This window comes from Intestinimonas massiliensis (ex Afouda et al. 2020) (genome assembly GCF_900626285.1).
Taxonomy (GTDB): Bacteria; Bacillota; Clostridia; order Oscillospirales; family Oscillospiraceae; genus Flavonifractor; species Flavonifractor massiliensis_A.
In genome coordinates, this window is sequence record NZ_LR131147.1 from 3,138,881 (window position 1) to 3,165,006 (window position 26,126).

Annotated in this window: 20 protein-coding genes; 13 read left to right on the forward strand and 7 right to left on the reverse strand. The window is 64.0% G+C overall.

The window, feature by feature from the left end:
- Positions 1 to 38 precede the first annotated feature (38 nt).
- A complete protein-coding gene (locus tag E0E41_RS19030) occupies positions 39 to 5,087 on the reverse strand; it encodes an S-layer homology domain-containing protein (RefSeq protein ID WP_242623803.1) in 5,049 nt (1,682 codons plus the stop codon).
- A 221-nt stretch (positions 5,088 to 5,308) separates the two neighbouring features.
- Here E0E41_RS19030 and ade point away from each other — a divergent pair, with 221 nt between their 5' ends.
- Both ade and E0E41_RS15385 read left to right on the forward strand, forming a co-directional pair.
- Positions 5,309 to 7,069, forward strand: coding sequence for an adenine deaminase (gene ade / locus E0E41_RS15380; protein WP_165450573.1), 1,761 nt, complete (start codon positions 5,309 to 5,311; stop codon positions 7,067 to 7,069).
- 13 nt (positions 7,070 to 7,082) lie between these two features.
- Positions 7,083 to 8,456: an amidohydrolase gene (locus tag E0E41_RS15385; RefSeq protein ID WP_130870633.1), complete on the forward strand. Its 1,374-nt coding sequence runs from the start codon at positions 7,083 to 7,085 to the stop codon at positions 8,454 to 8,456.
- 54 nt (positions 8,457 to 8,510) lie between these two features.
- On the opposite strand, the gene E0E41_RS15390 is transcribed toward E0E41_RS15385, so the two are convergent.
- The 3 genes from E0E41_RS15390 to E0E41_RS15400 all read right to left on the reverse strand — a co-directional run bounded on the left by E0E41_RS15390 (position 8,511) and on the right by E0E41_RS15400 (position 10,626).
- Complete coding sequence (locus E0E41_RS15390; protein ID WP_130870634.1) at positions 8,511 to 8,720, reverse strand: hypothetical protein; 210 nt, start codon at positions 8,718 to 8,720, stop codon at positions 8,511 to 8,513.
- 48 nt (positions 8,721 to 8,768) lie between these two features.
- A complete protein-coding gene (locus E0E41_RS15395) occupies positions 8,769 to 9,959 on the reverse strand; it encodes a nucleoside recognition domain-containing protein (protein ID WP_130870635.1) in 1,191 nt (396 codons plus the stop codon).
- Between the two features lie 70 nt (positions 9,960 to 10,029).
- Positions 10,030 to 10,626, reverse strand: coding sequence for a TetR/AcrR family transcriptional regulator (locus E0E41_RS15400; RefSeq protein ID WP_130870636.1), 597 nt, complete (start codon positions 10,624 to 10,626; stop codon positions 10,030 to 10,032).
- A gap of 93 nt (positions 10,627 to 10,719) precedes the next feature.
- On the opposite strand from E0E41_RS15400, the gene E0E41_RS15405 reads away from it, so the two are divergent.
- A complete protein-coding gene (locus E0E41_RS15405; RefSeq protein ID WP_130870637.1) occupies positions 10,720 to 11,595 on the forward strand; it encodes a DegV family protein in 876 nt (291 codons plus the stop codon).
- Positions 11,596 to 11,641: 46 nt separating this feature from the next.
- Here the strand turns inward: E0E41_RS15405 and E0E41_RS15410 are convergent, their stop codons facing one another.
- Positions 11,642 to 11,911, reverse strand: coding sequence for a translation initiation factor 2 (locus tag E0E41_RS15410; RefSeq protein WP_242623846.1), 270 nt, complete (start codon positions 11,909 to 11,911; stop codon positions 11,642 to 11,644).
- A 137-nt stretch (positions 11,912 to 12,048) separates the two neighbouring features.
- Here E0E41_RS15410 and sleB point away from each other — a divergent pair, with 137 nt between their 5' ends.
- On the forward strand, positions 12,049 to 12,717 hold the full coding sequence (gene sleB / locus E0E41_RS15415; protein ID WP_130870639.1) for a spore cortex-lytic enzyme: 669 nt from the start codon (positions 12,049 to 12,051) through the stop codon (positions 12,715 to 12,717).
- Between the two features lie 99 nt (positions 12,718 to 12,816).
- On the opposite strand, the gene E0E41_RS15420 is transcribed toward sleB, so the two are convergent.
- Positions 12,817 to 14,193, reverse strand: coding sequence for a rubredoxin (locus tag E0E41_RS15420; RefSeq protein WP_130870640.1), 1,377 nt, complete (start codon positions 14,191 to 14,193; stop codon positions 12,817 to 12,819).
- Positions 14,194 to 14,384: 191 nt separating this feature from the next.
- Between E0E41_RS15420 and E0E41_RS15425 the strand changes: the two genes are divergently transcribed.
- The 3 genes from E0E41_RS15425 to E0E41_RS15435 are packed head-to-tail and all read left to right on the forward strand — an operon-like array spanning position 14,385 to position 17,678.
- Positions 14,385 to 15,509 carry a cysteine desulfurase family protein gene (locus E0E41_RS15425; RefSeq protein WP_130870641.1) on the forward strand — a complete coding sequence of 375 codons (1,125 nt, stop codon included), beginning with the start codon at positions 14,385 to 14,387 and terminating at the stop codon, positions 15,507 to 15,509.
- A 4-nt stretch (positions 15,510 to 15,513) separates the two neighbouring features.
- Positions 15,514 to 16,920, forward strand: coding sequence for an MATE family efflux transporter (locus tag E0E41_RS15430; protein ID WP_130870642.1), 1,407 nt, complete (start codon positions 15,514 to 15,516; stop codon positions 16,918 to 16,920).
- Entirely contained in the window at positions 16,917 to 17,678 is a 762-nt protein-coding gene (locus E0E41_RS15435) for an MBL fold metallo-hydrolase (RefSeq protein WP_130870643.1), read from the forward strand. Before E0E41_RS15430 ends, E0E41_RS15435 begins: the two co-directional genes overlap by 4 nt.
- 36 nt (positions 17,679 to 17,714) lie before the next feature.
- On the opposite strand, the gene E0E41_RS15440 is transcribed toward E0E41_RS15435, so the two are convergent.
- Entirely contained in the window at positions 17,715 to 18,179 is a 465-nt protein-coding gene (locus tag E0E41_RS15440) for a GNAT family N-acetyltransferase (RefSeq protein ID WP_242623804.1), read from the reverse strand.
- 208 nt (positions 18,180 to 18,387) lie between these two features.
- Here E0E41_RS15440 and hrcA point away from each other — a divergent pair, with 208 nt between their 5' ends.
- From hrcA to E0E41_RS15470, 6 genes are all read left to right on the forward strand, one after another.
- A complete protein-coding gene (hrcA, locus tag E0E41_RS15445; RefSeq protein ID WP_130870645.1) occupies positions 18,388 to 19,440 on the forward strand; it encodes a heat-inducible transcriptional repressor HrcA in 1,053 nt (350 codons plus the stop codon).
- Between the two features lie 16 nt (positions 19,441 to 19,456).
- Complete coding sequence (gene grpE, locus E0E41_RS15450; RefSeq protein WP_130870646.1) at positions 19,457 to 20,011, forward strand: nucleotide exchange factor GrpE; 555 nt, start codon at positions 19,457 to 19,459, stop codon at positions 20,009 to 20,011.
- Positions 20,012 to 20,085: 74 nt separating this feature from the next.
- The gene (gene dnaK, locus E0E41_RS15455) at positions 20,086 to 21,948 is read left to right on the forward strand and encodes a molecular chaperone DnaK (protein ID WP_130870647.1); all 1,863 of its coding nucleotides are present in this window, start codon (positions 20,086 to 20,088) and stop codon (positions 21,946 to 21,948) included.
- Positions 21,949 to 22,148: 200 nt separating this feature from the next.
- Positions 22,149 to 23,312 carry a molecular chaperone DnaJ gene (gene dnaJ / locus E0E41_RS15460; protein ID WP_130870648.1) on the forward strand — a complete coding sequence of 388 codons (1,164 nt, stop codon included), beginning with the start codon at positions 22,149 to 22,151 and terminating at the stop codon, positions 23,310 to 23,312.
- A gap of 63 nt (positions 23,313 to 23,375) precedes the next feature.
- On the forward strand, positions 23,376 to 25,307 hold the full coding sequence (locus E0E41_RS15465; RefSeq protein ID WP_130870649.1) for a phospholipid carrier-dependent glycosyltransferase: 1,932 nt from the start codon (positions 23,376 to 23,378) through the stop codon (positions 25,305 to 25,307).
- A gap of 12 nt (positions 25,308 to 25,319) precedes the next feature.
- Positions 25,320 to 26,111 carry a histidinol-phosphatase HisJ family protein gene (locus tag E0E41_RS15470; protein ID WP_130870650.1) on the forward strand — a complete coding sequence of 264 codons (792 nt, stop codon included), beginning with the start codon at positions 25,320 to 25,322 and terminating at the stop codon, positions 26,109 to 26,111.
- Positions 26,112 to 26,126 lie beyond the last annotated feature (15 nt).

Consider the following 26,126-nt stretch of genomic DNA (forward strand, 5'->3'; position numbering starts at 1 on the left):
CCCCGGCGCATCAGCGCCGGGGATTTTTTCTGCCGTTGTCAGCCCTGCTTCAGCAGGTTGGTAAAGAGCTGGGCCACTTCCGCCCGGGTGGCAGTGCCCAGAGGATTGAGGCTGCTGTTGGAGCCCTGGATCAGCTTCTCAGCCACAGCCCACTTCATGGCGTACTCCGCCCAATCGGACACCTGCTGGCTGTCGGAGAAGGAGGCCAGATCGGTGGTGGCGGTCACGTCATTGCCCTTGTACCTGGCGTAGTTGTACAGCAGAACCGCCATCTGCTCCCGGGTGATGGGGTCCTCGGGGCCGAACTTGCCGCTGCCGTAGCCGCTGACGATGCCGTTGGCGGCGGCCCAGTTCACCGCGTCGGCGTACCAGGCGCCGGAGGCCACGTCGGTAAAGCCGGCGGAGGCGGCGGGCTTGCCCTGCTCCAGGTTATAGAGGATCTGGGCCATCATGCCCCGGGTCAGGTTCATGGCGGGGCTGAAGGTGGTGCCGTCGTTGGTGCCGGTCATGATGCCCTTCCCGTACACATAGGACACGGCGTCATAGTACCAGGCGCTCTCCGCCACATCGGTGAAGGGCAGGCCCTTCTGGGCCTCGGCCTTGAACGCGGCCTTTACCGTCACCTTGGAGGCGGGCATGGTGAAGGTGTACTTGCCGTTCCCCTTGTCGGTGAGGGCCACAGCCTTGCCGTCCTTGTCGGTGACGGTGAGGGTATCCAGCACATAGCCCTTGTCGGGGGTGACAGTGAGGGTCACTGTGGTACCCTTGGAGGCGCTCTTGGTGCTGGCGGTGACGGCGCCGTTGGCGGCGCTCTCCACGGAGACGGCGTAGGTGGTCACACCGCCGCCGGAAGGCGCGGTGTAGGTGAAGTCACGGGCTTCGCCGGTGCCCAGGGTCAGGGCCGTGCCGTTGAGGGTCACGGTGATCTGGCCCGCGGTGCCGTTCTTCACGGTGATGGTGCGGCTGCTGCCGGTGACGCCGGCACTCAGGCCGTCGGCCAGGACGGTGACGGTCTGGCCGTCAACGGCGTCGTTGACGGCGTCCTGGAGGCTGTCATAGTACACGCCGTCCAGCTGGGCCTGGATCACGCCGGTGCTGTCGCCCAGCACGGTAAAGGTGCTGAAGCCCTTGGCGTTGGTAAAGGTCAGGGTATCGCCGGACACGGTGCCCAGATGATAGTAGGTCTTTCCGCTGTCCTTCACGTGCCTGACGTAGAGGCTGCTGCCGTCAGCGGCAAAGCCGGCAGGCAGCGGGATGGTGATGTCCACCGGCGTGGTGACGTTCATCGCCACGCCCTCCCGGAGGGACACAGTGTTGTCGTCGGTCATGTCGCCGGGGTTGGTGGTGGCCTTTACATTGTAGTAGGCGCCGATGTCCAGGGCCAGGGTCTTTTCGGTCTCATCGTAGCCGGTGACCTCCACCTTCAGGTAGGGCTCCACCACCACGGTGATGTCGGCGTCCCCAGTGCTGATGCCCGCGTCCGTCAGGGCCTTGTCCGCCGCGTCCTTGGTGCCCACAACGCCGGCATCGCTGCTCAGACCCACCGCCGCATCGGTCAGATCCTTGGCGGTGTCCGCGCTGTTCAGGGCGCCGGCCAGCTCGGTTCCGAAGTTCTCCGGCAGGCCCAGGCTCTCGCCCACCTCAACGGAGGGCTCACCGGCGGAGACGGCGGTCTCCACGTCGGGCTCCTCCGCCTGCCGGGCGACGGTGTAATAATAGGTCACGCCGTTGACAACCCTGGTCTCGGCGGCGGCGGCATAGCCGTCCGCCGCATAGGCGCCGGGGTTGGAGGTAAAGGCGCCGCCGGTGACGGAGACCGTGTCCTTCGTGGTCTCCCGCACCAGGATGCAGTCCTTGCCGCCGGCGCTGCTGAGGCAGCCGCCTTCCACCTTCAGGTTGACCACATTGGTCATGCCCGCCACATTGCCGATCTCATGGATGGCGGTGGAGTGCAGGCTCTGGACCACGGCGTCCCCGGAGATGGTCAGGTTCATCTGGCCGCTGTAGCCGATATAGGAATCAATCACGATGGCGGAGCCGTCATAGGCGATGCCGTTGGTGTTGGAGTAGCTGTCGTCCAGCACGTCGTCGTTGGCCACGCCTCTGACCGTACCGCCGGTGATGTTCAGGGTGCCGGACTTGATGCCGATGGCCGCGTATCCCTCCACGGTACCGCCCGCGATGTTAACGGTGCCCAGCTGAGGCTGGTAGATGGCCACGCTCTTGGCCGTCACGGAGGCGCCGTCATAGATGTTGATCTCGGTCCCGCCGTTGTTGGTGGCGGCATTTCTGGTGCCGTTTCCGAAGATGGCGCTGTCGTTCTTGCTGTTGATGGTGCCGTAGACATTCAGGGTGGCGCCCTTGCCGCCGATCCAGACGCCCAGGCCGTTTTCCACATCCACCACCACATCGGGTCCGATGGTGAGGGTGGTCTTGGCGGTGGTGTCCGCCCAGGTGGCCCCGTCGGTGTTGCCCACCACCTGGAAGCCCCAGACATCGTTCCCGGTCACATTCATGGTGCCGGAGCCGGTCAGTTCCAGGCTGCCGCCGTTCACCACGGAGAAGCCGTGGGTGGAGGCGCCCGCCACGGAGATGGTCTTGCCGTTCATGTCGATCCGCAGGTCCTTGGCGATGGCAAGCCGGCCGGGCAGAGCCACATTGTTCAGCAGCTTGATGGTGTCGCCGTTCTTGGCGGCCGCCACAGCGGCGGAGAGGGAATTATAATAGTAGTTGGAGCCGATGGAGGCCACGGCGTTTTCCGCGCTCAGGGGAACCACGGTATAGGTACCGTCCCCGTTGGCCTTGCCCGTCATGGAGGGATCCGCGTAGGGGGTGGGGTCGGCGTCATAGTTGCCGGCGGAAATGGTCAGGGAACCGCCCGCGCCCACAGAAACCTTGGCAAAGCCGGTGACCTTGACGTCGGCGCTGATGGCCACGGCCTCGGTCAGGACAACGTTCCGCTCCACGCTCACCAGGCTGCCGTCCCCGGCGGCGGCCACAGCGTCGGCGAAGGAGGCGTAGGGCATGCCGTCCACCGTGGCCGCGATGGTACCGGCGTCGGCGGCAGTCCACACGCCGTCGGCCTTTACGGCCTCCTTGTCGGGCTGCAGATTGTTGGTGGCCGTAGTATAGGCCACCAGCTTGTCCGTCTCGGTGCCCTTCACTGTGACGGTCAGGCCGGAGTGATCCAGGCCGATGATCTCCACCGGAGCAGTGGCCCCGTAACCGCCGCAGATGCCGCCGTTGACGTTGATGGTGGTCACCGTACCGGCCAGGGTGCAGTTGTAGATGCCGATGGTGCCCTTGGAGCCGGTGCTGGTGCCCCAGACCGCGCCCTGATTGGCGTAGCCGGTGACGTCGGCGTCCAGGGTGCAGCCGATGAACTCCACCCGGGCGGAGGGGTCGTCGGTCCAGATCTGACCCACAAAGCCGCCCACGCCGTAGCTGATGGGGCTGCTCACGGTATAATCCTGAATGTGCACGTTCTGCACGGTGCAGCTGCCGCTCATATATCCGGCCAGGGCGCCGATATAGCTGCTGGTGCTGTTGGTGCTGGTGCCGCTGATGGTCAGGTTCCTGACGGTCACATCGCCCACATTGCCGAAGAGGCCGCCCCGGTACTCGGAGGTCACCACCACCTGCAGGTCGCTGATGGTGTGATTGCCGCCGTCAAAGGTAGAACCGTGATAGAAGCTGGAGCTGCCGATGGGGGTAAATTCCACATCAGGCATGGCGATATCGCCGGCCAGCCTGACAGAGGCGGGGATATTGCCGTTGTCCCACTCCACCAGGCAGGAGAGCCATTGCAGCTGCATGGGGGTGGAGATGGTGCACACGCCGTTCTCCACCGCGGGATAGTCGGTAATGGTGCCGTTGTTGGTGAGATTCAGCGGATGCTCCACAAAGCCCTGGGCCCCGACGGTCAGGGTGCCGTCGTTGGTCATGGTGCTGTCCAGAGACAGGATGCCGTTCACCGTCAGGGTAACATCAGCAGGCACCGTCAGGGTGTAGCCCTGCTGCAGGGTGAGGTCGGCGCCGGCGGGGATGGTCATGTCGGCGCCCAAAGTGATGCGCTTGGGCTCCAGCACGGAGCCGTTCAGGGCCCCGGCCAGCTCCTCATAGCTGTTTACCGTCAGGTCGGCGGCGGGCTGGGCGGCCTGCACCACATAGCCGCTCTCCTCCTCCACGGCGATGTAGCCCTCCGGCAGATAGTCGGCGTAGGGCTCATGCTTGAAGGTGCCGCCGTAGATCTGCACGTTGCCGGCGGACTCAAAGTCCAGGACGTCCGTTCTGGAGCCGTTGCAGGCAAAGCTGCCGCCGTAGATGTAAACCTTCGCGTTGTACATGGTGGAAACGGCGTAGTCCGTCTCCGAAATGACGGTAACAGTCTTGCCCTCAGCGGGGCGGATGGTCAGCACGCCGTCATAGAACATGCTGATGGCGTTCATGTAGTTGTCCCCCGCGCCGCTGCTGCCGCCGGCATAAAAGTATCCGCCGGTGATGGTCACGTCGCCCAGCGCGGAAACCGCGCGGCCCATGCCGGAGCTGCCGCCGGAGGCCAGGATCTGACCGCCGTTGATGGTGGTGCTGCTCCCCGCCTCCGTATAGATGGCGTTGCGGTTATAGCTGGTAACGGTGCCGTCGTTGATTACAACCGTACCGTAATTCTGGATGCCGCAGCGGCCGATGAGCTTGGTCTCCTGCCCCTCGTCCTGCTCCACGGTCAGAACACCGCTTTTCTGGTTGTTGACCGCGAAATGGGCCGCGGTGTTCTCCTTGGCCGCCACCGTGCCGTTCTTGACGGTCAGCGTGCCGCTGTTGTCGATCACGTCCACATCCGCCTCCACAGACAGGGTGTGTCCGTTCAGGTCCAGCGTGATGCTCTGCTCCGCCGGAACGGACAGAGTGGCCGACAGGGTGATGTCGTCCGTCAGTTGGATCACATCTCCCGCTGCGGCCTCCGCCACCGCGGCCGTCAGCTCCGCCTCATCAGCCGCGGAGCTGGAATCCGCCGCCATTGCCGTCATAGGCAGAATGCTGAATAGCATAGCTATCGTCAATAAGACGGCAAAACATCGTTTTTTCATACAGGTACCTCCTTTGCTGGTTCCGATGCGCTTTTATACTATAGCAAAATCACGCTGCTCTGTCCAGAGATCTCCCCTGTATTTACGCGGTCTTTACCATGGCCGGTTTCCCGGGGCGGGATATGGCCGCCCCTCGGTTGACAAGGCTACGCAGGGTGAAATATAATAAGCAGGATAACTGGCGAAATTTGACGATTCGCCCACAAAGGAGACTATATCATATGATGGATAACAGGCTCATCGCAGTGGCCCAGGGCCAGGCTCCGGCTGACGTGATCATCCGGGGCGGCCAGCTGGTCAACGTCCACACCGCAGAGATCTACCCCGCCGATGTCGCCATCGCCGGGGAGCGCATCGCCGCCGTAGGCAAGCTGCCCGAGGGGTGCTGCGGCCCGGACACCAAGATCATTGACGCCGCCGGCAAGTATCTGGCCCCCGGCTTTATCGACGCCCACATCCATATTGAGAGCAGCATGCTCACCTACACCGAGTTTGCCAAGATGGTGGTCAAGCACGGCACCACCGCCGTGGCCAGCGACCTGATGGAGATCACCATCGTCTCCGGTGTGGAGGGCATGAAGGAAGTGCTGGCCGAGTCGGAGCACACCCCCGTGAAGCTGTACTACCCCGTCCCCGCCTTCATGGAGGAGAACGGGCTCCAGACCACCGGCTCCACCCTCCACGCCGAGATGATGGACGAGCTGATCCAGCTGCCTCAGGCGGTGGGTCTGGCCGAGGTGCTGGTGCCCCCCATCCTGGGCGGCAGCCCCGCCTCCGCCCACATGCTGGAGCTGGCGGAGAAGTACCACAAGACCGCCGAGGGCCACGCCCCCGCCACCTATGACGGGGCGCTGAACGCCTATGTATCCGCCGGCATCAACTCCGACCACGAGTCCACCAACAAGGAGGAGGCCCTCCAGAAGCTGAGAGCCGGTCTGCGGGTGCTGATGCGGGAGGGCTCCGCCTCCACCGACCTGCGGGCCTGCCTGAAGGTCCTGACCGAAAACCACGTGGACGCACGCCACTGCGCCATGGTGTCCGACGACATTGACGCCCTCCACATCAAGGACCTGGGCCACCTGGACCACAAGGTACGCATCGCCGTGGAGGAGGGCGTGAACCCGGTGACTGCCATCCAGATGGTCACCCTCAACCCCGCCGAGAGCTTCCGCATCGACAACGAGTGCGGCTCCATCACCCCCGGCAAGTACGCCGACGTGGTGCTGCTGTCCTCCCTGGAGCAGTGCAAGGTGGAGCAGGTGGTGTCCAAGGGCGAGCTCATCGTGGACCACGGCGCCCTCACCCGGGAGCTGAAGGCCCCCGCCTACAGCGACAAGCTGCTGAACACCGTCCACATGCCCGCCGTCACCGGGGACGACCTGGTGCTCAAGGTGGACCCCAAGGCCAAAAAGGCCACCGTCCACGTCATCGGCGCCTCCCCCGTGTCCCTGCTCACCGACGACCTGACCGTCACCCTGCCGGTGGCCGACGGCGTGGTACAGCCCGATGTGGACCATGACATCCTGCGCATCGCCTGTGTGGAGCGCTACGGCAAGAACGGCTCCATCGGCCGGGCCTTCATCAAGAACTTTGGTCTGAAGTCGGGCGCCATCGCCATCTCCGTGGGCCACGACCACCACAACGTATCTGTGGTGGGCTCCGATCCCGCCGACATGGCCCTGGCGGTCAACCGCATCCAGGAGCTCCAGGGCGGCCTGGTGTTCGTGGACGGCGGCAAGGTCATTGAGGAGATCGCCCTACCCATCTGCGGCCTGCTGGCCGACGAGGAGGGCGAGGTTGTGGCCGAGAAGCTGCGGGCGGTCATCGCCGCCATGGCCCAGCGGGGCTGCACCGTCCCCTCCCCCAACGTGACCCTGTCCTTCATCACCCTGATCTTCATTCCCGCGCTGGCCATCTCCGACCAGGGTCTGTTCGACGTGAGCAAGTTCCAGATCATCGACCCGGTGATCTCGGTGGAATAAGGAGGAAAGCGCAATGGCTCAGACTTATCTGAAAAACGGCTACGTCCTCTCCATGGACGCCAATGACACCGTGTATGACGGCGGCGGCGTGCTGGTGGAGGACGACAAGATCGTGGCAGTGGGCAAGGTGGACCCCGCTCTGGTGAAACCCGACGCGGAGGTCATCGAGCTGAACGGCAAGTACGTCCTGCCCGGCTTCGTCAACACCCACGTCCACACCTCCCAGCAGATCAGCCGGGGCGTGGGCGACGACGTGGACTTCATCACCTGGCTCCACGACCGGATGTGGCCCTATGAGAGCAACATGACCGAGGAGGATTCCTACGTCTCCACCCTGATGACCTCCCTGGAGCTGATCCGCTCCGGCGTCACCTCCTTCGCCGAGCCCGGCGGACAGTTCGTCTCCGGCATGGCCCGGGCCACCAAGGAGTCCGGCCTGCGGGGCAAGCTGGCCAAGTCCGTCATGGACTGCGGCGAGGGGCTGCCCAAGATCTGGCAGCGCACCATGGACCAGGAGCTGGAGCAGCAGGTCATCGACCTGGAGAAGTACCACAACACCGCCGACGGCCGGGTCCAGGTGTGGTTCGGCCTGCGGACCATCTTCAACAACACCGACGAGCTGTGCGTGCGCACCAAGGAGCTGGCCGACAAGTACGGCGTGGGCATCCACATGCACGTAGCCGAGGCCAAGGAGGAGAAGGAGTATACCTACGCCCGCTGGGGCGAGGGCACTGTCAAGCACCTGGAGAAGCTGGGCGTGCTGGACAAGAACCTGCTGGCCGTCCACACGGTGTGGCTCACCGACGAGGAGCTGGAGCTCTTCAAGAAGCGGGACGTGAAGGTGTCCCACAACCCCGCCTCCGCCATGCGGGTGCTGGGCTTCGCCCGCATCCCCAAGATGCTGGACATGGGCATCTGCGTGTCCATCGGCACCGATGGCGCCTCCTCCTCCAACCACATGGACATGGTGGATGAGATGTGGCTCACCTCCCTGATCCACAAGGGCTGGCGGCTGGATCCCACCGTGGTGCCCGCCCAGGACATCCTGCGGATGGCCACCAAGTGGGGCGCCCGGGCCCTGCTGGACGAGGACCTGTACGGCTCCCTGGAGGCGGGCAAGAAGGCCGACCTCATCGTCATCGACCCCCACGGCCCCTCCATGATGCCGGTGAACGACAAGATCGCCGCACTGGTCACCGCCATGCACTCCTCCAACGTCCAGTCCACCATGTGCGACGGCAAGTGGCTCATGCGGGACCGGAAGATCCTGGTGCTGGACGAGGAGGCCATCCTGAAGGAGGCCTGCGCCCGGGGCGCCGCCATCTACGACCGGGCGGGTATCAAGCTGCCCGACCGCTTCCCGGTGGTCAAGGTGGACCAGGACTAACTGAATGATAAAAAAGGGGACCGGATCCCACTGGATCCGGTCCTCTTTCCTGCGTTACAGTTTGAAATCCTCGTCCTTCAGATTGCTGAAGTCGGGGGCCTTGGGCATGGGCGGCACCCGCTTGAGGGGGTCGTACTTGAACGCCCGGCAGCTTCCGGCGGGAGAGACTACCCCCTTTTTGGCACAGAGGACCTTCTCCTCGTCCAGCTGGGTCCCCCGTTCACAGTAGGCGCAGCGGGGCTCGATCTTCTTTTGGAACAGCATGGGAACGCCTCCTCCCCGCTCTGCCGCGGGCCGATTCTCTTCAGCACATTATAGCACGGCCCTTCCGCCCTTGCCAAGTTTTTTTCTGGAGCCGGCGGCCGCCGCCAGGAAAAACAGGAGGAACACCATCCAGGCGCTCACCACCGAAACCGCCAGGGTTCTGGAGAAGCCGGTGCCCGCGATGTCGGCCACCTGCTGGGCCAGGTAGTGGGACACGGGGGCCTCCAGCGGCACCACCCGCACCAGGAAGGCGGTAAACAGGGCGGCCAGACCCCCGTGGAGCAGCTTGCCCAGCAGATAGGTGCGGGGGGACAGGCCGCTGTCCCCCAGGAAGGAGAGCACCTGGCAGTGGACGGAGATCCCCGCCCAGCCCAGGATGAAGGCGGCCATGGTGAGCCGGCCGCTGAGGGTTCCCTCCCCCGACAGGGTCCACACCCCGGAGGAGATCTCCACCAGGCCGGTGAGCAGCCGCCGGGCCCACTCCGGCGTCATGCCGAAGGGGGCCAGCACCGTGCCCAGCACCTGGGCCAGGCCGGGGAGAAAGCCGGAGGTGACCAGCATCTGGATCACCACCGTAAAGAAGATCACAAAGGCGCAGATATTCAGGGTGGAGAGAAAGGAATTCTTGATGGCCCCGGTAAAGGCGGCGGTAAACCGGGGAGCCCGGAACCGGGGGGCCGTCCCCCGCCGGGCTTCGCTTTGTTTCTCCCGTCCGGCGCCGTAGAACCGGAAGAGCACCCCGATGCACACCGACGCCAGGGCGTGGGCCAGGCAGAGCAGCACCCCTACCCGGCTGCTGGCAAAGACGCCGGCCCCCACCACCCCCAGGATGAAGGCGGGGCCGGAGTTGTTGCAGAAGGCCAGCAGCCGCTCGGCCTCCGTCTTGGTGCACATGCCGTTCTGGTACAGGCTGATGGCGGTCTTGGCCCCCACCGGGTAGCCCCCGATGAAGCCCAGGGCGAAGGCGGAGGCGCAGGCGCCGCCCACGTTGAACAGGGGCCGCATGACCCCCTCCAGCAGCCGCCCCAGATACTCCGCCAGGCCCAGCTCCACCACCAGGGAGGAGAGCACGAAGAAGGGAAACAGGGAGGGGATGATCACGTTCCCGCACAGCTGGATGCCGGTGCGGGCCGCCTCCATGGAGTCCTGGGGATAGAGCAGCAGCGCCAGGGTGGCCCCCATCAGCCCCAGGCCCAGCAGCAGATCCCGCGCCCCTTGTTTTGAAAACAGCCTGGACATGGCCCTCACCTCCGTCAAGGATGCATATGCGTCCATGGCGGCAGAGTTGCCTGTCCAGGCTGAAAACGGCTCAATTCTTTTGGAAGGTGCGGCTGAACAGGGTATAATCCTGCTCCAGGCGGGATAATAAGGGGTACTCCCCCCGGTGGAGGATCCAGTCCACCACCACACCCCGGAAATGGCGGAAGAGGAAATCGGCCAGCCACTCCGGCGTACACCCCGGCATGGGGACCCCCTCCCGCTCCATCTGGCACAGGCACTCCCGCACCGCCCGCAGGGTATACCGGGTGGGGTCCATGGAGGCGGCATCGTCGGGGGAATCCAGCCGCCGCTGATAGTAGCGGGCCACCAGCTCCCACCCCTGCTCCTGGGTAAACCTGGCGTAGGTGGACAGGATCAGCCACAGCCGCCGGTCCGGCGGATCCCCTTCATGGCCCGCCAGGGCCTTTTCCATGTGCTGGTCCAGAGGGGAGAAGCCCCGGGAGAGCAGGTCCTCCTTGGAGCGGAAGTGGTGGTAAAAGGCGCCGGTGGTGATCCCCGCCCGCTGGCAGATGTCCCGGACAGACACCTTATCAAAGCTGTGCTCCCGGGCCAGAACCATGGCGGCCTCCAGAATCGCCTGCTCGGTCTGCCTGGCCTGTATCTGCCGACGCTGATGATAGTCCATATCTCCCCCGCTCCCCCTTGACATTTCCATATCGCACCATTTATAATAATGACATAACAATGTTATGCGACCTTAACGCCATTATAGAGTAGGATGATCGCCTTGTCAAACCCGGAAAAAATCGCGCTGCTCACCGATTCCACCGCCGATCTCTCTGCTGAGATGCGCTCGGGCAAGCCCATCTATACGGTGCCGCTGAAAATCATCTGCCAGGACGGGGAATTTTCCGACGGCGTGGATATCTTCGCTCAGGACGTATACCAGCGGCTCCATCAGGGGGAGCTGCCCCGCACCTCCCTGCCCGAGGGGGGCGCGGTCAGCGATGCCCTGGACCGGATCCGGGCCGACGGCTATGAAAAGGTCATTGCCCTGATGCTCTCCGGAGGGCTTTCCGGCACCTACAATATGGTGCGTCTCCAGGGGGAACAGCGGGAGGACCTGCAAATAGCGGTCTTTGACTCCAAGAGCGGCGCCCTGGGACTGGGTATTATGGTACTCCAGCTGTGGGAGGAGATCCAGGCCGGGACCGATTGGGACACCCTGGTCTCCCAGCGGGTGCCTTTTCTGGTGGAGCACACCTACCCCTTCTTCTCGGTGGATACCCTGGAGTATCTCTACAAGGGCGGGCGGATCGGCAAGGTGGCCGCCATGGCGGGTACCATGCTGAGCATCAAGCCCATCATCACCTTCGCCGATGACGGCCAGCTCCAGAGCGTGGCCAAGGTGCGGGGCCGCCGCCAGGTGCAGGACAAGATCCTGGACCTGATGCGCCAGAAGTTCCAGCCGGGCAGGCGCTACAACCTGGGTGTGGCCAACGGCGGCGCGCCGGAGGAGATGGCGGAGCTGTCCGCCAAGGTGCGGGCCGCCTTCCCCGACTATGAACACTGCTGGGAGGGGCCTCTGGACGCCACCCTCAGCGTCTATATCGGCGACGGGGTCATTGGCGCCGGCATCCAATATCTGGACTGAGTTACACAAAAACGGCGGACGCCAAGGCGTCCGCCGTTTTTTCCGCTCACAGCGCCAGGGCGGCGCACCAGCACAGGGTAGCCCCTATCGCCCCCGCGGCGGCGTACACCGGGCCGGGGACCCGCCGCCACAGCTTGTGCCAGCGGGTATTCTGCCGCAGATAGCCATTGGCCGCCCGCTGGGCCTCCTGGAGCACCTCGTCCGCGGTCACGCCCTTTTTGAAGGCGTCCTCTTTTACAATAAAAATGGCCTGCTCAAAAAAACGGGGGTCGGGAGACCGCACCACAATGACCTGCCGGGACACGCCCTGCACCATATTGCCCACATCCTTTCCTGCTTTGTTCCAGTATGTCCCGCTTCCATCCACCCTATTCCCATTTTGGCACAGATTGGCGCTCATAACCGGGCCAGCCGCGCCGTACACTAGCTCCAGTGAGAAAAGGAGGCGGAAGGATGGGCGTCAACAAGCGAAAATTGACCGGGGCCCTGGCCCTGCTTTTCATTTTGAATATCGGGATCATCGTCCTGGCCCAGCAGGCCCAGGCGGCCACCTACCGGCAGGGCTCCACCGGGGAACAGGTGCGGATCATCCAGAGCAAGCTGAAAAACTGGGGCTATTACGACGGTTCGGTGGACGGTATCTTCGGCAGCAAGACCACCGAGGCGGTGAAGTATTTTCAGCGGAAAAACGGCCTGACCGCCGACGGCATCGTGGGCCCCGCCACCCTGCGGGCCCTGGGCATGCCGGACAGCGGGAGCAGCACCAGCCAGTCGGCCAGCGTGGACCTGCTGGCCCGGGTCATCTCCGCCGAGGCCCGGGGTGAGCCCTACAGCGGTCAGGTGGCGGTGGGAGCGGTGATCCTCAACCGGGTGGAGCACCCCTCCTTCCCCAACACCATCGCCGGTGTGGTCTACCAGCCGGGGGCCTTTACCTGCATGGTGGACGGGCAGATCGACCAGCCGGTGGCGGAATCGGCGGTGCGGGCGGCCCGGGAGGCCCTCAACGGCGCCGACCCCAGCGGCGGGGCCATCTACTATTTCAACCCCAGCACCGCCACCAGCGCCTGGATCTGGAGCAGGCCGCTGATCAAGGTCATCGGAAACCACCGGTTCTGCTCCTGATGAAAAAAAACACGGGGGACGGCCAAAGGACCGTCCCCCGTGTTTTGTCCGGGCGGCTCCTCTGCTATACGCGGGAGCCGCTTCTTCATTCTGTTATTTTCAGTCCGCGGGCTTGAACATGCCCTTGTCCACGCCGCACAGGGGGCAGGACCAGGTGGCGGGCAGCGCCTCGAAGGGAGTGCCCGGCGCGATGCCGTGGGCGGGATCCCCCTCGGCGGGGTCGTAGACATAGCCGCACAGGGCGCAGACGAACTTGCCGCCGGCGGTTTTCTCCGCGGGGGCGTCCACCGGCACGGTGCACAGGGCGGCCACGCTGCGGGCGTAGTCGGCCATGGCGTCCAGGTCGGCCTGGGTGGGGGTGAACAGCACCCGGAAGGGGGCCTCGGGGGCGGCATAGCGCAGGCCCTTCAGGAAGGTGTGGAGCATGGGGGCGGCCTCGCCGCTCCAGCCATAGGCGCCGAAGGCGCCGGCGGCCTTGCCCTTCAGGTTGATGGGGTCAATGGAGGTGAGCACGTCCCACACCGCCTTGGGGGCGGCACGGTTGATGGTGGGGGAGCCCACCAGCAGCACGTCGGCCTCATGGGCCAGCTTGACGCACTCGGCATAGGGCACCACGGTGACGTCGGCGGTGGTCACGTCGTAGCCCTCCCCCTCCAGGGTCCTGGCGGCGGTCTCCGCCAGAGTGCGGGTGCAGCCGTAGGCGGAGGCGTACACCACGAAGGCGGTGCGCTTCGTCTTGGGGGTGGGGGCGCTCCAGGTCCGGTAGAGCTCCTTGGCCTTTTCGATGCCCTCCACCAGGCAGGGGCCGTGGCTGGGGCAGATCAGGTCGGCCTCAGCGGGCAGCTTGTCCAGGCCGGCCAGCACGCTGGGCTTGAAGGGCCCGAAGATGCCGGCGAAGTAATAGGCAAACTCGCCGTCATAGGCCTTCTTGTCGTGGATGTTCTTGTCCAGCATGGTGGGCTCGCAGAAGTGGCAGCCCAGGAAGTCGCAGGTAAACAGGGTCTTGCCCTTGGGGTCCCAGGTGAACATGGAGTCGGCCCAGTGGAGCATGGGGGAGGGGATGAACTCCAGCACACGGTCGCCCAGGTCCAGGGTGTCCCCGGCGGCCACGGTGCGGCAGGGCAGCTCCAGGTTGGTGATGTCCTGCAGGTGCTTCTTGCCCGCCTTGGTGGCGATGATCTGCAGCTTGGGGCACAGAGCCAGCAGCTTGGCCACGCTGCCCGAGTGGTCGGGCTCGTTATGGTTCATAATGAGGTAGTCCACATCCTCCAGGGGGATGACCTGGCGGATGTTATCCACATACTCCTCAAAATAATCGGTATGTACCGCCTCGATGAGGACGTTCTTCTCTCCGGTGATCAGATAGGCGTTATAGGAAGTGCCATACTTGGCCTCCATCACGATGTCGAACACCCGCAGGGAGGGGTTGAGCACACCTACGGACCAGAGATTTTCCTTCAGCTTGATCGCGCTCATGGCGATTCCTTCCTTTCTTTTTATTTCATTTTATTTCCTAGCAGAACACAGTATATTATCCCGTTTCTCCCTTGTCAAGGGCATTTGCAAAAACTGGCTGGTCTGTTTTCCGCCGCCCCCCGCCTTGACTTTCCAAAGGGCGGAGGATACAATGAAATGATATAAAATGACTGATTCTGAGGTGACCATCCATGCCCATTTATCTTGATAACGCCGCCACCACCCAGGTGTGTCCCCAGGCAGCCCAGGCGGCCTACCAGGCCATGACGGAGGGATTCGGCAACCCCTCCTCCGGCTACGCCCTGGGGCAGGCGGCGGCAGCCCGGGTGAAGGAGCACCGGGAGACGGTGGCCCGCTGCCTGGGCTGTCTGCCTGAGGAGCTGACCTTCATCTCCTGCGGCACCGAGGGGGACAACTGGTCCATCCGCTCCGCCGTGGAGTACGGAAAGCGGAAGGGAAAGCACATCATCACCACTGCCATCGAGCACGCCGCCGTGCTGGAGCCCATGAAGGACCTGGAGCGGCAGGGGTACGAGGTCACCTATCTGAAGCCGGACAGGACCGGCCACATCTCCATCGACGCCCTCACCGCCGCCCTGCGGCCGGATACCATTCTGGTGTCCATGATGCTGGTGAACAACGAGCTGGGCACCATCCTGCCGGTGGCGGAGGCCGCCCGGGCCATCAAAGCCGCCGGCTCCCCCGCCCTGCTCCACTGCGACGCGGTGCAGGGCTTTTTAAAGGTACCCTTCACCCCCAAGGAGCTGGGGGTGGACCTGCTCACCGTCAGCGGCCACAAGATCCACGCCCCCAAGGGGATCGGCGCCCAGTACATCCGGAAGGGGCTGAACCTGAAGCCCCTGCTGCTGGGGGGCGGACAGGAGAGCGGCCTGCGCTCGGGCACCGAGCCCACCGCTCAGATCGCCGCCCTGGCCGCCGCCTGCGGCGCCTGGCAGGAGGAGTACCGGGAGAAGATCACCCAGATCAGGCGCTACGCCCTGGAGGTCCTGCGGCAGGTGCCCGGCCTGGAGGTGATCAGCCCCGGGGACGCCCCCCACATCTGCGCCGTGTCCCTGCCCGGCTATCCCAGCGAGATGCTGGTGCGGGACCTGTCCGACATGGGCATCTGCGTCTCCTCCGGCTCGGCCTGCCACAAGGGCAAGCCCAGCCACGTGTTCGCCGCCCTGGGTCTGCCCAAGCGCACCCTGATGGGGGTGCTGCGGGTGTCCTTCTCGGCGGAAAACACCAGGGAGGATGTGGACATTCTGGCCGAGGGGCTGACTTCCATCACAAAAAATCGGATCGCAATGAGGTGAGGTATTGTTCTCCTACCTGAACCGGGGCCGGGCCTTCTACAAGGACGTGGTCCTGCTGGCGCTGCCCATTCTGCTGCAGAACCTGTGCACCACCCTGCTGGGCCTGGTGGACACCTTTATGGTGGGCGCCCTGGGAGAGGCGCCGCTGGCAGCGGTGCTGGTAGCCAACAACCCGGTGTTCGTCATCCAGCTGGTGATCTTCGGGTTGCAGAGCGGCTCGTCGGTGCTCATCAGCCAGTTCTGGGGCAAGGGAGACACCGATTCCATCAACCGGGTGGTGGGCCTGGGCTGCTATGTGGCCGGGGCTGTGGCCGCCCTGTTCGCGGCGGTGATGTGCTTCTTCCCCACCCAGCTGATGGGGATGCTCACCGACAACCAGGCCCTGGTGCCTGTGGCCGCCAGCTACGCCCGCATCGTGGGGCCCTCCTACCTCTTCAACAGCATCACCGGGGTGTATGTGGGGGCCCACCGGTCCATGGAGAACCCCAAGCTGGGCATGGCGGTCTTTGCCATCTCCATGAGCACCAACACCTTTTTGAACTGGATTTTGATCTTCGGCAACCTGGGGGCTCCCGCCCTGGGGGTGGAGGGGGCCGCCCTGGCCACCCTACTCTCCCGGATCCTGGAGTTCCTCATTATGGGCACCTACGCCCTCACCAACCGGCGGTTCCGTTTAAAACCCGCCCTGCTGGCCCGGCCGGGGGCCCCGCTGGTGCGGAAATTCTTCCGCTACTCCGGGCCGGTGGTGCTCAACGAGACCCTGTGGGGCCTGGGCACCGCCCTCCACAAGGTGGTCATGGGCCATATGGAGAATTCTACCGAGATCCTGGCCGCCCGGGCCGTGGCAGGCAACATCGAGGATCTGTCCACTGTGGCCATCATCGCCGTGGGCGGCACCACCGCCATCGTGGTGGGCCGGGAGATCGGCGCCGGACGGCGGGAGCACATCTATGAGATCGGCGCCACCCTCAACACCCTGGCCATGGCCTGCGGCCTGGTCATCGGTATCCCGCTGATCTGCTGCGCCCACCTGATCTTCCCCTGGTCGGTGTACCCCTTCTTCCACCTGTCCCCCATGGCCGGGGAGATCGCCACCATGATGCTCACCTTCATCGGGGCCGTCCTGCCCCTGCGGGCCTTCAACACGGTGAACACGGTGGGGGTGCTCCGGGGCGGCGGCGACGTGCGGGCCGCCACCATCATCGACCTGCTCCCCCTGTGGCTGGTGGCCCTCCCCCTGTCCGCCCTCTTCGGTCTGGCCCTGAAGTGGGGCATCTTCTGGGTGTACCTGGGGGTGGTGATGGAGATGATCACCAAATTCTTCATCGGGGTGCCCCGGTTCCGCTCCCGGGCCTGGATCAATGACGTAACTCAGTTCTCCCATGAAACAGAAAAGGAGGTCTCCCCATGAAGGTCACGGTTCTGATGGAAAATTCCGCCCCGGACGGTCTGATCGGCGAGCACGGGCTGTCCTTCTACATTGAATACGGCGGCGGGCACTACCTGCTGGACGCCGGTGAGTGCGGCGCGGTGCTGTACAACGCCGGCAAGCTGGGGGTGGACCTGGCCGGAGTGGAAAAGGCCGCCCTGTCCCACGGCCACTACGACCACGCCGACGGCTTCAACGCCTTTTTCGCCGTCAACCGCACCGCCCCGGTCTACGCCCGGCCCCGGATCACCGACCCGGAGTACTGGGAGGAGAAGGAGTACATCGGGGTGAATCCGGGTATGCTCTGCCGCCACGAGAAGCGCTTCGACCTGGCAGAGGGGCCCCGGGACCTGGCCCCCGGCCTGCATCTCATCCCCGACCGGGTCAAGCATGAGCAGTCCCTGGTGGCCGAGACGTCCAGAGGGCTGGTGGTGTTCAACTCCTGCTGCCACGCGGGGGTGGTGAAGATCCTGACCCAGCTGAAGGAGCAGTTCCCCCCAAAAACCATCCGGGCGGTGCTGGGGGGCTTCCACCTGATGGGCAAGGGGGGCGTGACCACCCTGGGCCCCGCCCCCGAGAAGGTGCGGGCCATCGCCGCCGCCCTCCGGGACGGGCTGGAGGTGGGAGCGGTCTACACCGGCCACTGCACCGGCGGCCCCGCCTACGCTATTTTAAAGGAGGAGCTGGGGGACCGGCTCCACCCCCTGACCACCGGGGCGCTATACGAATTTGAGGATTAAAAAAGAAGGACGCGCCGGCGGCGCGTCCTTCTTTTCTTACAGTTCCCGCTCCATTCTGATATCAGAAAGTTGAAACCATTTATCAGAATACGTCACGTATTCAAATCCAAACTTCTCATACAGCCGCAGAGCGGCCTTCAGCTTGTGGTTGGAGGTGACCACCAGGGTCTTCTGCTCCGCGTCCCGGGCTGCCTGGATCACCGCCTCCATCAGCGCGGTGCCGATGCCCTGCTCCCGGTATTCCTCCTTCACGCCGAACTTCAGGGCCTCGCACACGCCCTCTCCCTGGAGCTCCAGCATGACCATGCCCACGATCTCATCCTCCAGCCGGGCCAGCAGCACCCGGCCGCCGCCGGCGATGAACCGGTGGGGATCCGCCAGCATCTCCAGATCCACCGGCTCCAGCAGGTCGTACTCCAGCAGCCAGGGCAGAGACACGTCCTCCAGCGCCTGCTTGTAGCGGTCCTCATAGTCGATGATCTCTACTGGTAAGCCGTCCAACACGCATACCCCCTCTTGTGCCCATCATATCATTGAATCCCCCCTCTCGTCAACCGCCCACCGCTTGCAGTCGTCCCCCTCGTCTGCCATCCTTTTTTCGTTCACATTTAATTTACAACCGGACCTATTGACTTTTTCGGCGGAGGGTGCTACATTATGGTTAGCACTCAGGGAGTATGAGTGCTAAAATCATTGAGAGGTGGCCGGAATGGATTTAACAGAACGCAAAAGACGGATTCTCCGCGCCATCATTGAAAGCTACATCCAGTCGGCGGAGCCGGTAGGCTCCAAGGCAATCGCACAGGCCATCGGCATGGAGGTCTCCTCCGCCACCATCCGCAACGAGATGGCGGATCTGGAGTCCATGGGCCTGCTGGAGAAGCCCCACACCTCCGCCGGCCGCATCCCGTCCCCCAAGGGCTACCGGTTCTACGTCAACGAGCTGATGGAGGAGCACAAGCTCTCCCTTCAGGAGACCGAGCGTATGAATCAGGCCCTGCGGCTGAAAATGCAGGAACTGGACCGGGTGCTGGATCAGGCGGGCCGGGTGGTATCCCAGCTCACCAATTATCCGGCCTTCGCCCTCTCCTCCGGGATGGAGCGGGTGACCATCCGCCGGTTCGACCTTTTGATGGTGGAGCGCAACGCCTTCATCATTGTGGTAATGACGGACAGCAACATCGTCCGCAACCGGCTGATCCGCCTGCCCTCCGATCTGACGGAGGCCCAGCTGCAGATGCTCAACACCCTGCTCAACACCACCTTCACCGGCCTGACGCTGGAGGAGATCACACCGGAGCTGATGCGGGTGGCCCAGCATGCCGCCGGCGACGCCTACGGGCTGATCAGCTTGGTGGTGTCCTTCGCCATCGAGGTGCTGGAGAGCCTGGAGCGGCGCACCGTTCACACCTCCGGTCTGGCCCACCTGCTGGAGCTGCCGGAGTACCAGTCCCTGGACCGGGCACAGCCCCTGCTGAGCTACCTGTCGGAGGACGCCGACCCCGCCCGGTTCCCCGTCCCCAAGGACGACCCCATGAAGATCCTCATCGGTCCGGAAAATGTGGCTGACGCCTTAAAGGATACCAGTGTTGTGGTTGCCAGTTACGATATCGGCGAGGGGATGCGGGGGGTCATCGGTGTGGTGGGACCCACACGGATGGATTACGCAAAGATCACCGCCCGCCTGTCCTATCTGGCCGAAGGCCTGAGCCGTCTGTTCGGCCAGGGCGAGCTGCCGGAGGGCAAGGACGATCATAAATAGGAGATGAGTGTACTCAATGAGCAGCAAGAAAGAAAACAAGCCGGCGGAGGACCTGGAGCAGACCGCACCTCAGCAGCCTGAGGAGCAGGTGGCCGAGACCGCCGCTGCGGAGGAGACGCCCGATCCCCTGCTGGAGGAGCTGGAGGCGCTCAAGAAAAACCTCAGCGATCAGGAGGATAAGTTCCTCCGTCTGGCTGCGGAGTACGACAACTACCGCCGCCGCAGTCAGAAGGAGAAGGAATCCGCCTGGGCGGACTCCAAGGCGGAGACTGCCGCCGCCTTCCTGCCGGTGTATGATAACCTGGAACGGGCCTTAAAGCAGGAGACCGCCGACGAGGCCTTCAAGAAGGGCGTGGAGATGACCATGACCCAGCTGAAGGAGGTCCTCTCCAAGCTGGGCATCGAAGAGATCCCCGCCCTGGGTGAGACCTTTGATCCCAATCTCCACAACGCCGTGATGCACGTGGAGGACGAGAACGCCGGAGAGAATACCATTGTAGAGGTGTTCCAGGCCGGCTTCCGCAACGGCGATAAGGTGATCCGCTTTGCCATGGTAAAGGTGGCAAATTGATTTTCCCAGGGCGCAGCAAGCGCCCGTTATCCCTTTGTTAAAAAATAATTTACGATATATTGGAGGAATTGATTATGTCTAAGATTATTGGTATCGACCTCGGTACGACCAACTCTTGTGTTGCTGTTATGGAGGGCGGCGAGGCCGTCGTCATCCCCAACGCGGAAGGTAACCGCACCACCCCGTCCGTGGTGGCCTTCTCCAAGGACGGCGAGCGTATGGTGGGCCAGGTGGCCAAGCGCCAGGCCATCACCAACCCCGACCGCACCATCGCCTCCATCAAGCGTGAGATGGGCTCCAACTACAAGGTGAACATCGACGGCAAGGCCTACACCCCTCAGGAGATCTCCGCCATGATCCTGCAGAAGCTGAAGGCCGACGCTGAGGCCTATCTGGGCCAGCCTGTTACCGAGGCTGTCATCACCGTCCCCGCTTACTTCACCGACGCTCAGCGTCAGGCCACCAAGGACGCCGGCAAGATCGCCGGTCTGGACGTGAAGCGGATCATCAACGAGCCTACCGCCGCGGCTCTGGCCTACGGCGTGGATAAGGAGACCGACCAGAAGATCATGGTGTACGACCTGGGCGGCGGCACCTTCGATGTGTCCGTGCTGGAAGTGGGCGACGGCGTCATCGAGGTTCTGGCTACCGCCGGCAACAACCGTCTGGGCGGCGACGACTTCGATAAGTGCGTCATGGACTGGATGGCCGCTGAGTTCAAGAAGGACACCGGCATCGACCTGACCGGCGACAAGGTGGCCATGCAGCGCCTGAAGGAGGCCGCCGAGAAGGCCAAGATCGAGCTGTCCGGCGTCACCTCCACCAACATCAACCTGCCCTATATCACCGCCGACGCCACCGGCCCCAAGCACCTGGATCTGACCCTGACCCGGGCCAAGTTCGACCAGCTGACCGCTCACCTGGTGGAGGCCACTGCCGGCCCCGTGCGTCAGGCCATGAGCGACGCCAACCTGAGCTCCGGCGACATCTCCAAGGTGCTGCTGGTGGGCGGCTCCAGCCGTATCCCCGCCGTGCAGGACATGGTGAAGAAGCTGACCGGTAAGGAAGGCTTCAAGGGCATCAACCCCGATGAGTGCGTGGCCATGGGCGCTGCCCTCCAGGGCGGCGTGCTGGTGGGCGACGTGAAGGGCCTGCTGCTGCTGGATGTCACCCCCCTGTCCCTGGGCATTGAGACCATGGGCGGCGTGATGACCAAGCTGATCGAGCGCAACACCACCATTCCCGCCAAGAAGAGCCAGATCTTCACCACCGCCGCCGACAACCAGACCTCCGTTGAGGTCCACGTGCTCCAGGGCGAGCGTGAGATGGCGCAGTACAACAAGACCTTGGGCCGCTTCAACCTGGACGGCATCGCTCCCGCCCGCCGCGGCGTGCCTCAGATCGAGGTCACCTTCGACATCGACGCCAACGGCATCGTGAACGTGTCCGCCAAGGATCTGGGCACCGGCAAGGAGCAGCACATCACCATCACCTCCTCCACCAACATGTCCAAGGAGGACATCGACAAGGCCGTCAAGGAGGCCGAGCAGTTCGCCGCCGAGGACGCCAAGCGGAAGGAAGAGGTGGACGTCCGCAACCAGGCCGACCAGGTGGTCTATCAGACCGAGAAGGCTCTGGAGGACGCCAAGGACAAGATCGACGCCGGCGACAAGGCCAACGTGGAGGCTGCCCTGAACAAGCTGAAGGAAGCTCTGAAGGGCACCGACATCCAGGCCATCAAGAACGCCACTGAGGAGGCCACCAAGGCCTTCTACCCCGTGGCTGAGAAGATGTACCAGCAGGCCAACCCCCAGGGTGGTCAGCCCGGCCCCGACATGGGCGGCGCCAACTTCGGCGGCGGCCAGGCCGGCGGCGCCAACACCGACCCCAACGTGGTGGACGCCGACTACAAGGTCGTGGACGACGACAACAAGTAAGCGCAGAGGCCGTGAGCAGGGTTGCTAAGACCGGACGGAGGCGGAAAAACAGGCGACGGGCACAGCCCGGAGCGGCATTTTCCGCGCAGTCCCGGCTTAGCGGCCCGGCCGCGAGCGTGCCGCAGCGTGAGATCAAGTCACGGAGTACAGCGGCGGGGGGAATCCCCCGCTGCTTTCCGTGTGTAAAGAGGTGAACACCAATGCCTGAACAGAAACGAGATTATTATGAGGTCCTGGGGGTATCCAAAGGGGTCTCTGACGATGAGCTGAAAAAGGCCTACCGCAAGCTGGCCAAAAAATACCATCCCGATCTGAACCCCGGCGACAAGGACGCCGAGGCCAAGTTCAAGGAGGTCAACGAGGCCTACGAGGTGCTGTCCGACAAGGAGAAGCGGGCCAAGTACGACCAGTTCGGCCACGCGGGGGTAGACCCCAACTTCGGCGCCGGTGGGTTCAACGGCGGCGGATTCGGCGGCTTCGATATGGGCGACATCGACCTGGGCGATATCTTCGGTTCCTTCTTCGGCGGCGGGTTCGGCGGCGGCGGTTCCAGCCGCCAGCGTACCGGCCCCATGAAGGGTGAGACCCTGCGGGCCTCGGTCACCATCACCTTTGAGGAGGCTGCCTTTGGCTGTCAGAAGGAGATCATCCTCAACCGCACCGAGCCCTGCGAGGACTGCCACGGCACCGGCTGCGCCCCCGGCACCACCGCCGAGGTGTGCCCCGACTGCCACGGCACCGGCACCATCCGCATCCAGCGGGGCGGCGGCGCCTTTACCTTCGCCACCACCACCACCTGCCCCAAGTGCGGCGGCAAGGGCAAGATCATCCATCAGCCCTGCAAGTCCTGCGGCGGTACCGGCACCACCCGGAAGCAGCGGAAGATCACCGTCAGCATCCCCGCCGGCATCGACAACGGCCAGGCGGTCTCCCTCCGGGGCCAGGGCGGCGCGGGCCGCAACGGCGGTCCCGCCGGCGACCTGCTGATCAGCGTCACCGTGCGGCCCCACCCCTACTTCAAGCGGGAGGGCACGTCGGTGTATCTGAATCAGCCGGTCTCCTTCCTCCAGGCCACCCTGGGGGCGGAGCTGGAGATTCCCACCATCGACGGCAAGGTGAAGTGGAACCTGCCCGCCGGCACCCAGCCCGGCACCACCTTCCGGCTGCGGGGCAAGGGCATCCCCAGCGTCAACGGACGGGGCCGGGGCGATCAGTACGTCACGGTGAACGTGCAGGTCCCCACCAATCTGTCCCACGAGCAGAAGGAGGCGTTGCGTGCCTATGGCGAAGCCATGGGCGAGATTCAACCCGGCCCGGTGGATAGCGTGAAATCTTTCTTTGACAAAAAGAAGAAGAAGAAATAAAATAGGAGGATGAGTGTATGCTCATCCTCTTATTTTTTGCCCCCGATCTGGAGGTGTTTCCCCGTGGGTCCCATTCGATATATCGTCTATCTGTTCCCCGTCCTCACCGTGGCGGCCCTGTTCTACTTTTTCGCCTGGTATGTCCAGACCCAGCGGCGGCCCCTGGCCCAGCAGCTGGACCCCAATCCGGTGAAAAAGCGGCTGTCCTTTGCCGGCACCTGCCACCCCATGGTGAAGAAGGACGCCATCCCCCTGCTCCTCATCACCGCCATTTACGCGGTCACCGCCTTCGCCCACCTGGGCGACCTGGAGGCTCCCCAGAGCCCCCGGGACTTCGGAGACGAGAAGGCCCAGACCTTCGTGCTGCCGGAGGAGGTCCAGGTGTCCAGGATCTGGTATTTCTGCGGCCTGGGCACCGGCAAATACCAGGTGGAGATCTCCAGCGACGGGGTGTCCTGGCTGTCCCTGTGGCAGCGGAAGGACAATCCGGAGGACGCAGACGAGATCACCGGCTACTACTGGGCGGACGGCACCGGCTACGCCGACAGCTACGCCATGACCCAGAACTACAATCAGCTGTTCAAGTGGAATGAGATCCTCATTGACAATCCCCAGTATATCCGCTACCTCCGCATCACCGGCCAGGCCAACAAGGGCCTGCTGGAGCTGGACGAGCTGGCCTTCTTTGACACGGACGGCAATCTGATTGACCTGAGCGACGCCACCAACCCCCTGTTTGACGAGCAGGAGCTGGTGCCCGACGCCATCACCTATATGAACAGCGCCTACTTTGACGAGATCTACCACCCCCGCACCGCCTATGAGCACATCCGTGGGATCTACCCCTACGAGATCACCCATCCGCCTCTGGGCAAGCTCATCATGGGCATCGGCATCCGGCTGTTCGGCATGACCCCCTTCGGCTGGCGGTTCATGGGCACCCTGTTCGGGGTGGGGATGCTGCCCCTGCTGTACGTGTTTCTGAAGAATCTGTTCGGCCGCACCTCCATCGCCGCCTGCGGCACCATCCTGCTGGCCGCCGACTTCATGCACCTGACCCAGACAAGGCTGGCCACCATCGACACCTACGCCTTCTTCTTCATCCTGCTGATGTACTGGTTCATGTACCGGTGGCTGGTGCTCCCCGCCGGGACCTCCTTCAAGGCCTGCGCTCTGCCCCTGTTCCTGTCGGGCCTGTTCTGGGGCATCGGCGCCGCCTCCAAGTGGACGGTGATCTACGGCTGCACCGGCCTGGTGGTGCTCTACTTCCTGGGCCTGGCCCTGAAGCTGCGCCAGTGGCCGGAGGAGACCCGCCATGAGCGTGTCGGCTGGACGGTGAAGATCCTGGCGTTCTCCCTCCTGGTCTTTGCCATCATCCCGGCGGTCATCTACACCCTGTCCTACCTGCCCTACGCCGCCGCCTCGGGAGACACCTCCCTGAGCAACCTGATCCACGAGATGTGGAAGAACCAGCAGTATATGCTCTCCTACCACAGCGGGGTCACCGACACCCACCCCTACTCCTCCCGCTGGTACCAGTGGCTGCTGGACATCCGGCCCATCCTCTACTATATGGACAACTCGGTGTCCGGGGTCACCACCCGCTTCGCCGCCTTCGTCAACCCGGTGGTGTGCTGGGGCGGCCTGCTGGCCATTCTGGCCTGCGCCTTCCACGGCATCGTCCGCCGGAGCGGAAAGGCCCTGTTCATCTTCATCGGCTATCTGGCCCAGCTGGTGCCCTGGTTCTTTATCGGGCGGATCACCTTCGCCTACCACTACTTCCCCTCGGTGCTCTTCCTCATCCTGGCCCTGTGCTATGTGTTCCACACCCTGGCCCAGAAGGAGGACCTGATCCGCTGGAAACCGGCCATGTACGCTGTCACCGGCGGGGCGGCGGCGCTGTTCGTCCTGTTCTACCCGGTGCTGGTGGGCATCACCTACCCCACCTGGTACGGCACCTGCATCCTCAGATGGTTCCCATCCTGGCCCTTTTAAAGGAGATCACCTATGTACTGTTCTGATTACCACACCCACAGCAAGCTCTCACCCGACAGCGACACCCCGCTGGAGCAGCAGGCCCAGGCAGCGGTGGAGGCGGGGCTGGACGAGCTGTGCATCACCGACCACTGCGACCTGCTGAGCCTCCAGGGCGAGCCGGTGGACAGCTACGACTGGCCCCCCGCCGTGGCCCAGTACCGGGAAGTGGTCCCTCAGTTCGCCCCCAGGCTCACCTTGAAGCTGGGTCTGGAGCTGGGCATGGCCCACCTGAACCCCGCCGCGTCCCAGGCCATTGTCAGCCGGCCGGAGCTGGACTTCGTGCTGGGTTCGGTCCACAACCTGTGCCCGGAAAAGGGGGGCACCGACTTCTACTATGTGCCCTACCCGGATCCCGCCGCCTGCTATGCCGCCCTGGACGATTACTTCACCTCCATGGCCCTTCTGGCGGGCACCCCCTATTACGACGTGCTGGCCCACATCATCTACCCCCTGCGGTATATGGATGTGCCGGTGTCCCTGGAGCGGTATTATGACCAGATCCAGGCCATCCTGCGCACCGTGACGGAGAGCGGCCGGGGCATGGAGGTCAACACCTGGCGGGGCCGCACCGTGGCGGAGTGGAAGCCCATTCTGGCGCTCTACAAGGACTGCGGCGGTGAGATCGTCACCGTTGGCTCCGACGCCCATGTACCGGGCGGCGTGGGCAAAGGCATCCGGGAGGCTCAGGCCCTGCTGGCCGACTGCGGCTTCCGGTATGTCTGCACCTACGACAAGCACAAGCCTGTATTCCACAAACTGTAAGAGGAGGATCTTGAT

Excerpts from the sequence above, each read along its gene's own strand:
- E0E41_RS15390 (WP_130870634.1), bottom strand. The coding sequence starts at position 8,720 with ATGCTGTTCCAAAAGAAGATCGAGCCCCGCTGCGCCTACTGTGAACGG.
- grpE (WP_130870646.1), top strand. The coding sequence starts at position 19,457 with ATGAGCAGCAAGAAAGAAAACAAGCCGGCGGAGGACCTGGAGCAGACC.
- hrcA (WP_130870645.1), top strand. The coding sequence starts at position 18,388 with ATGGATTTAACAGAACGCAAAAGACGGATTCTCCGCGCCATCATTGAA.
- E0E41_RS15420 (WP_130870640.1), bottom strand. The coding sequence starts at position 14,193 with ATGAGCGCGATCAAGCTGAAGGAAAATCTCTGGTCCGTAGGTGTGCTC.
- E0E41_RS15435 (WP_130870643.1), top strand. The coding sequence starts at position 16,917 with ATGAAGGTCACGGTTCTGATGGAAAATTCCGCCCCGGACGGTCTGATC.
- E0E41_RS15425 (WP_130870641.1), top strand. The coding sequence starts at position 14,385 with ATGCCCATTTATCTTGATAACGCCGCCACCACCCAGGTGTGTCCCCAG.
- dnaK (WP_130870647.1), top strand. The coding sequence starts at position 20,086 with ATGTCTAAGATTATTGGTATCGACCTCGGTACGACCAACTCTTGTGTT.
- E0E41_RS15395 (WP_130870635.1), bottom strand. The coding sequence starts at position 9,959 with ATGTCCAGGCTGTTTTCAAAACAAGGGGCGCGGGATCTGCTGCTGGGC.
- E0E41_RS15470 (WP_130870650.1), top strand. The coding sequence starts at position 25,320 with ATGTACTGTTCTGATTACCACACCCACAGCAAGCTCTCACCCGACAGC.
- ade (WP_165450573.1), top strand. The coding sequence starts at position 5,309 with ATGATGGATAACAGGCTCATCGCAGTGGCCCAGGGCCAGGCTCCGGCT.
- E0E41_RS15410 (WP_242623846.1), bottom strand. The coding sequence starts at position 11,911 with ATGGTGCAGGGCGTGTCCCGGCAGGTCATTGTGGTGCGGTCTCCCGAC.
- sleB (WP_130870639.1), top strand. The coding sequence starts at position 12,049 with ATGGGCGTCAACAAGCGAAAATTGACCGGGGCCCTGGCCCTGCTTTTC.
- E0E41_RS19030 (WP_242623803.1), bottom strand. The coding sequence starts at position 5,087 with ATGAAAAAACGATGTTTTGCCGTCTTATTGACGATAGCTATGCTATTC.
- dnaJ (WP_130870648.1), top strand. The coding sequence starts at position 22,149 with ATGCCTGAACAGAAACGAGATTATTATGAGGTCCTGGGGGTATCCAAA.
- E0E41_RS15405 (WP_130870637.1), top strand. The coding sequence starts at position 10,720 with ATGATCGCCTTGTCAAACCCGGAAAAAATCGCGCTGCTCACCGATTCC.
- E0E41_RS15400 (WP_130870636.1), bottom strand. The coding sequence starts at position 10,626 with ATGGACTATCATCAGCGTCGGCAGATACAGGCCAGGCAGACCGAGCAG.
- E0E41_RS15385 (WP_130870633.1), top strand. The coding sequence starts at position 7,083 with ATGGCTCAGACTTATCTGAAAAACGGCTACGTCCTCTCCATGGACGCC.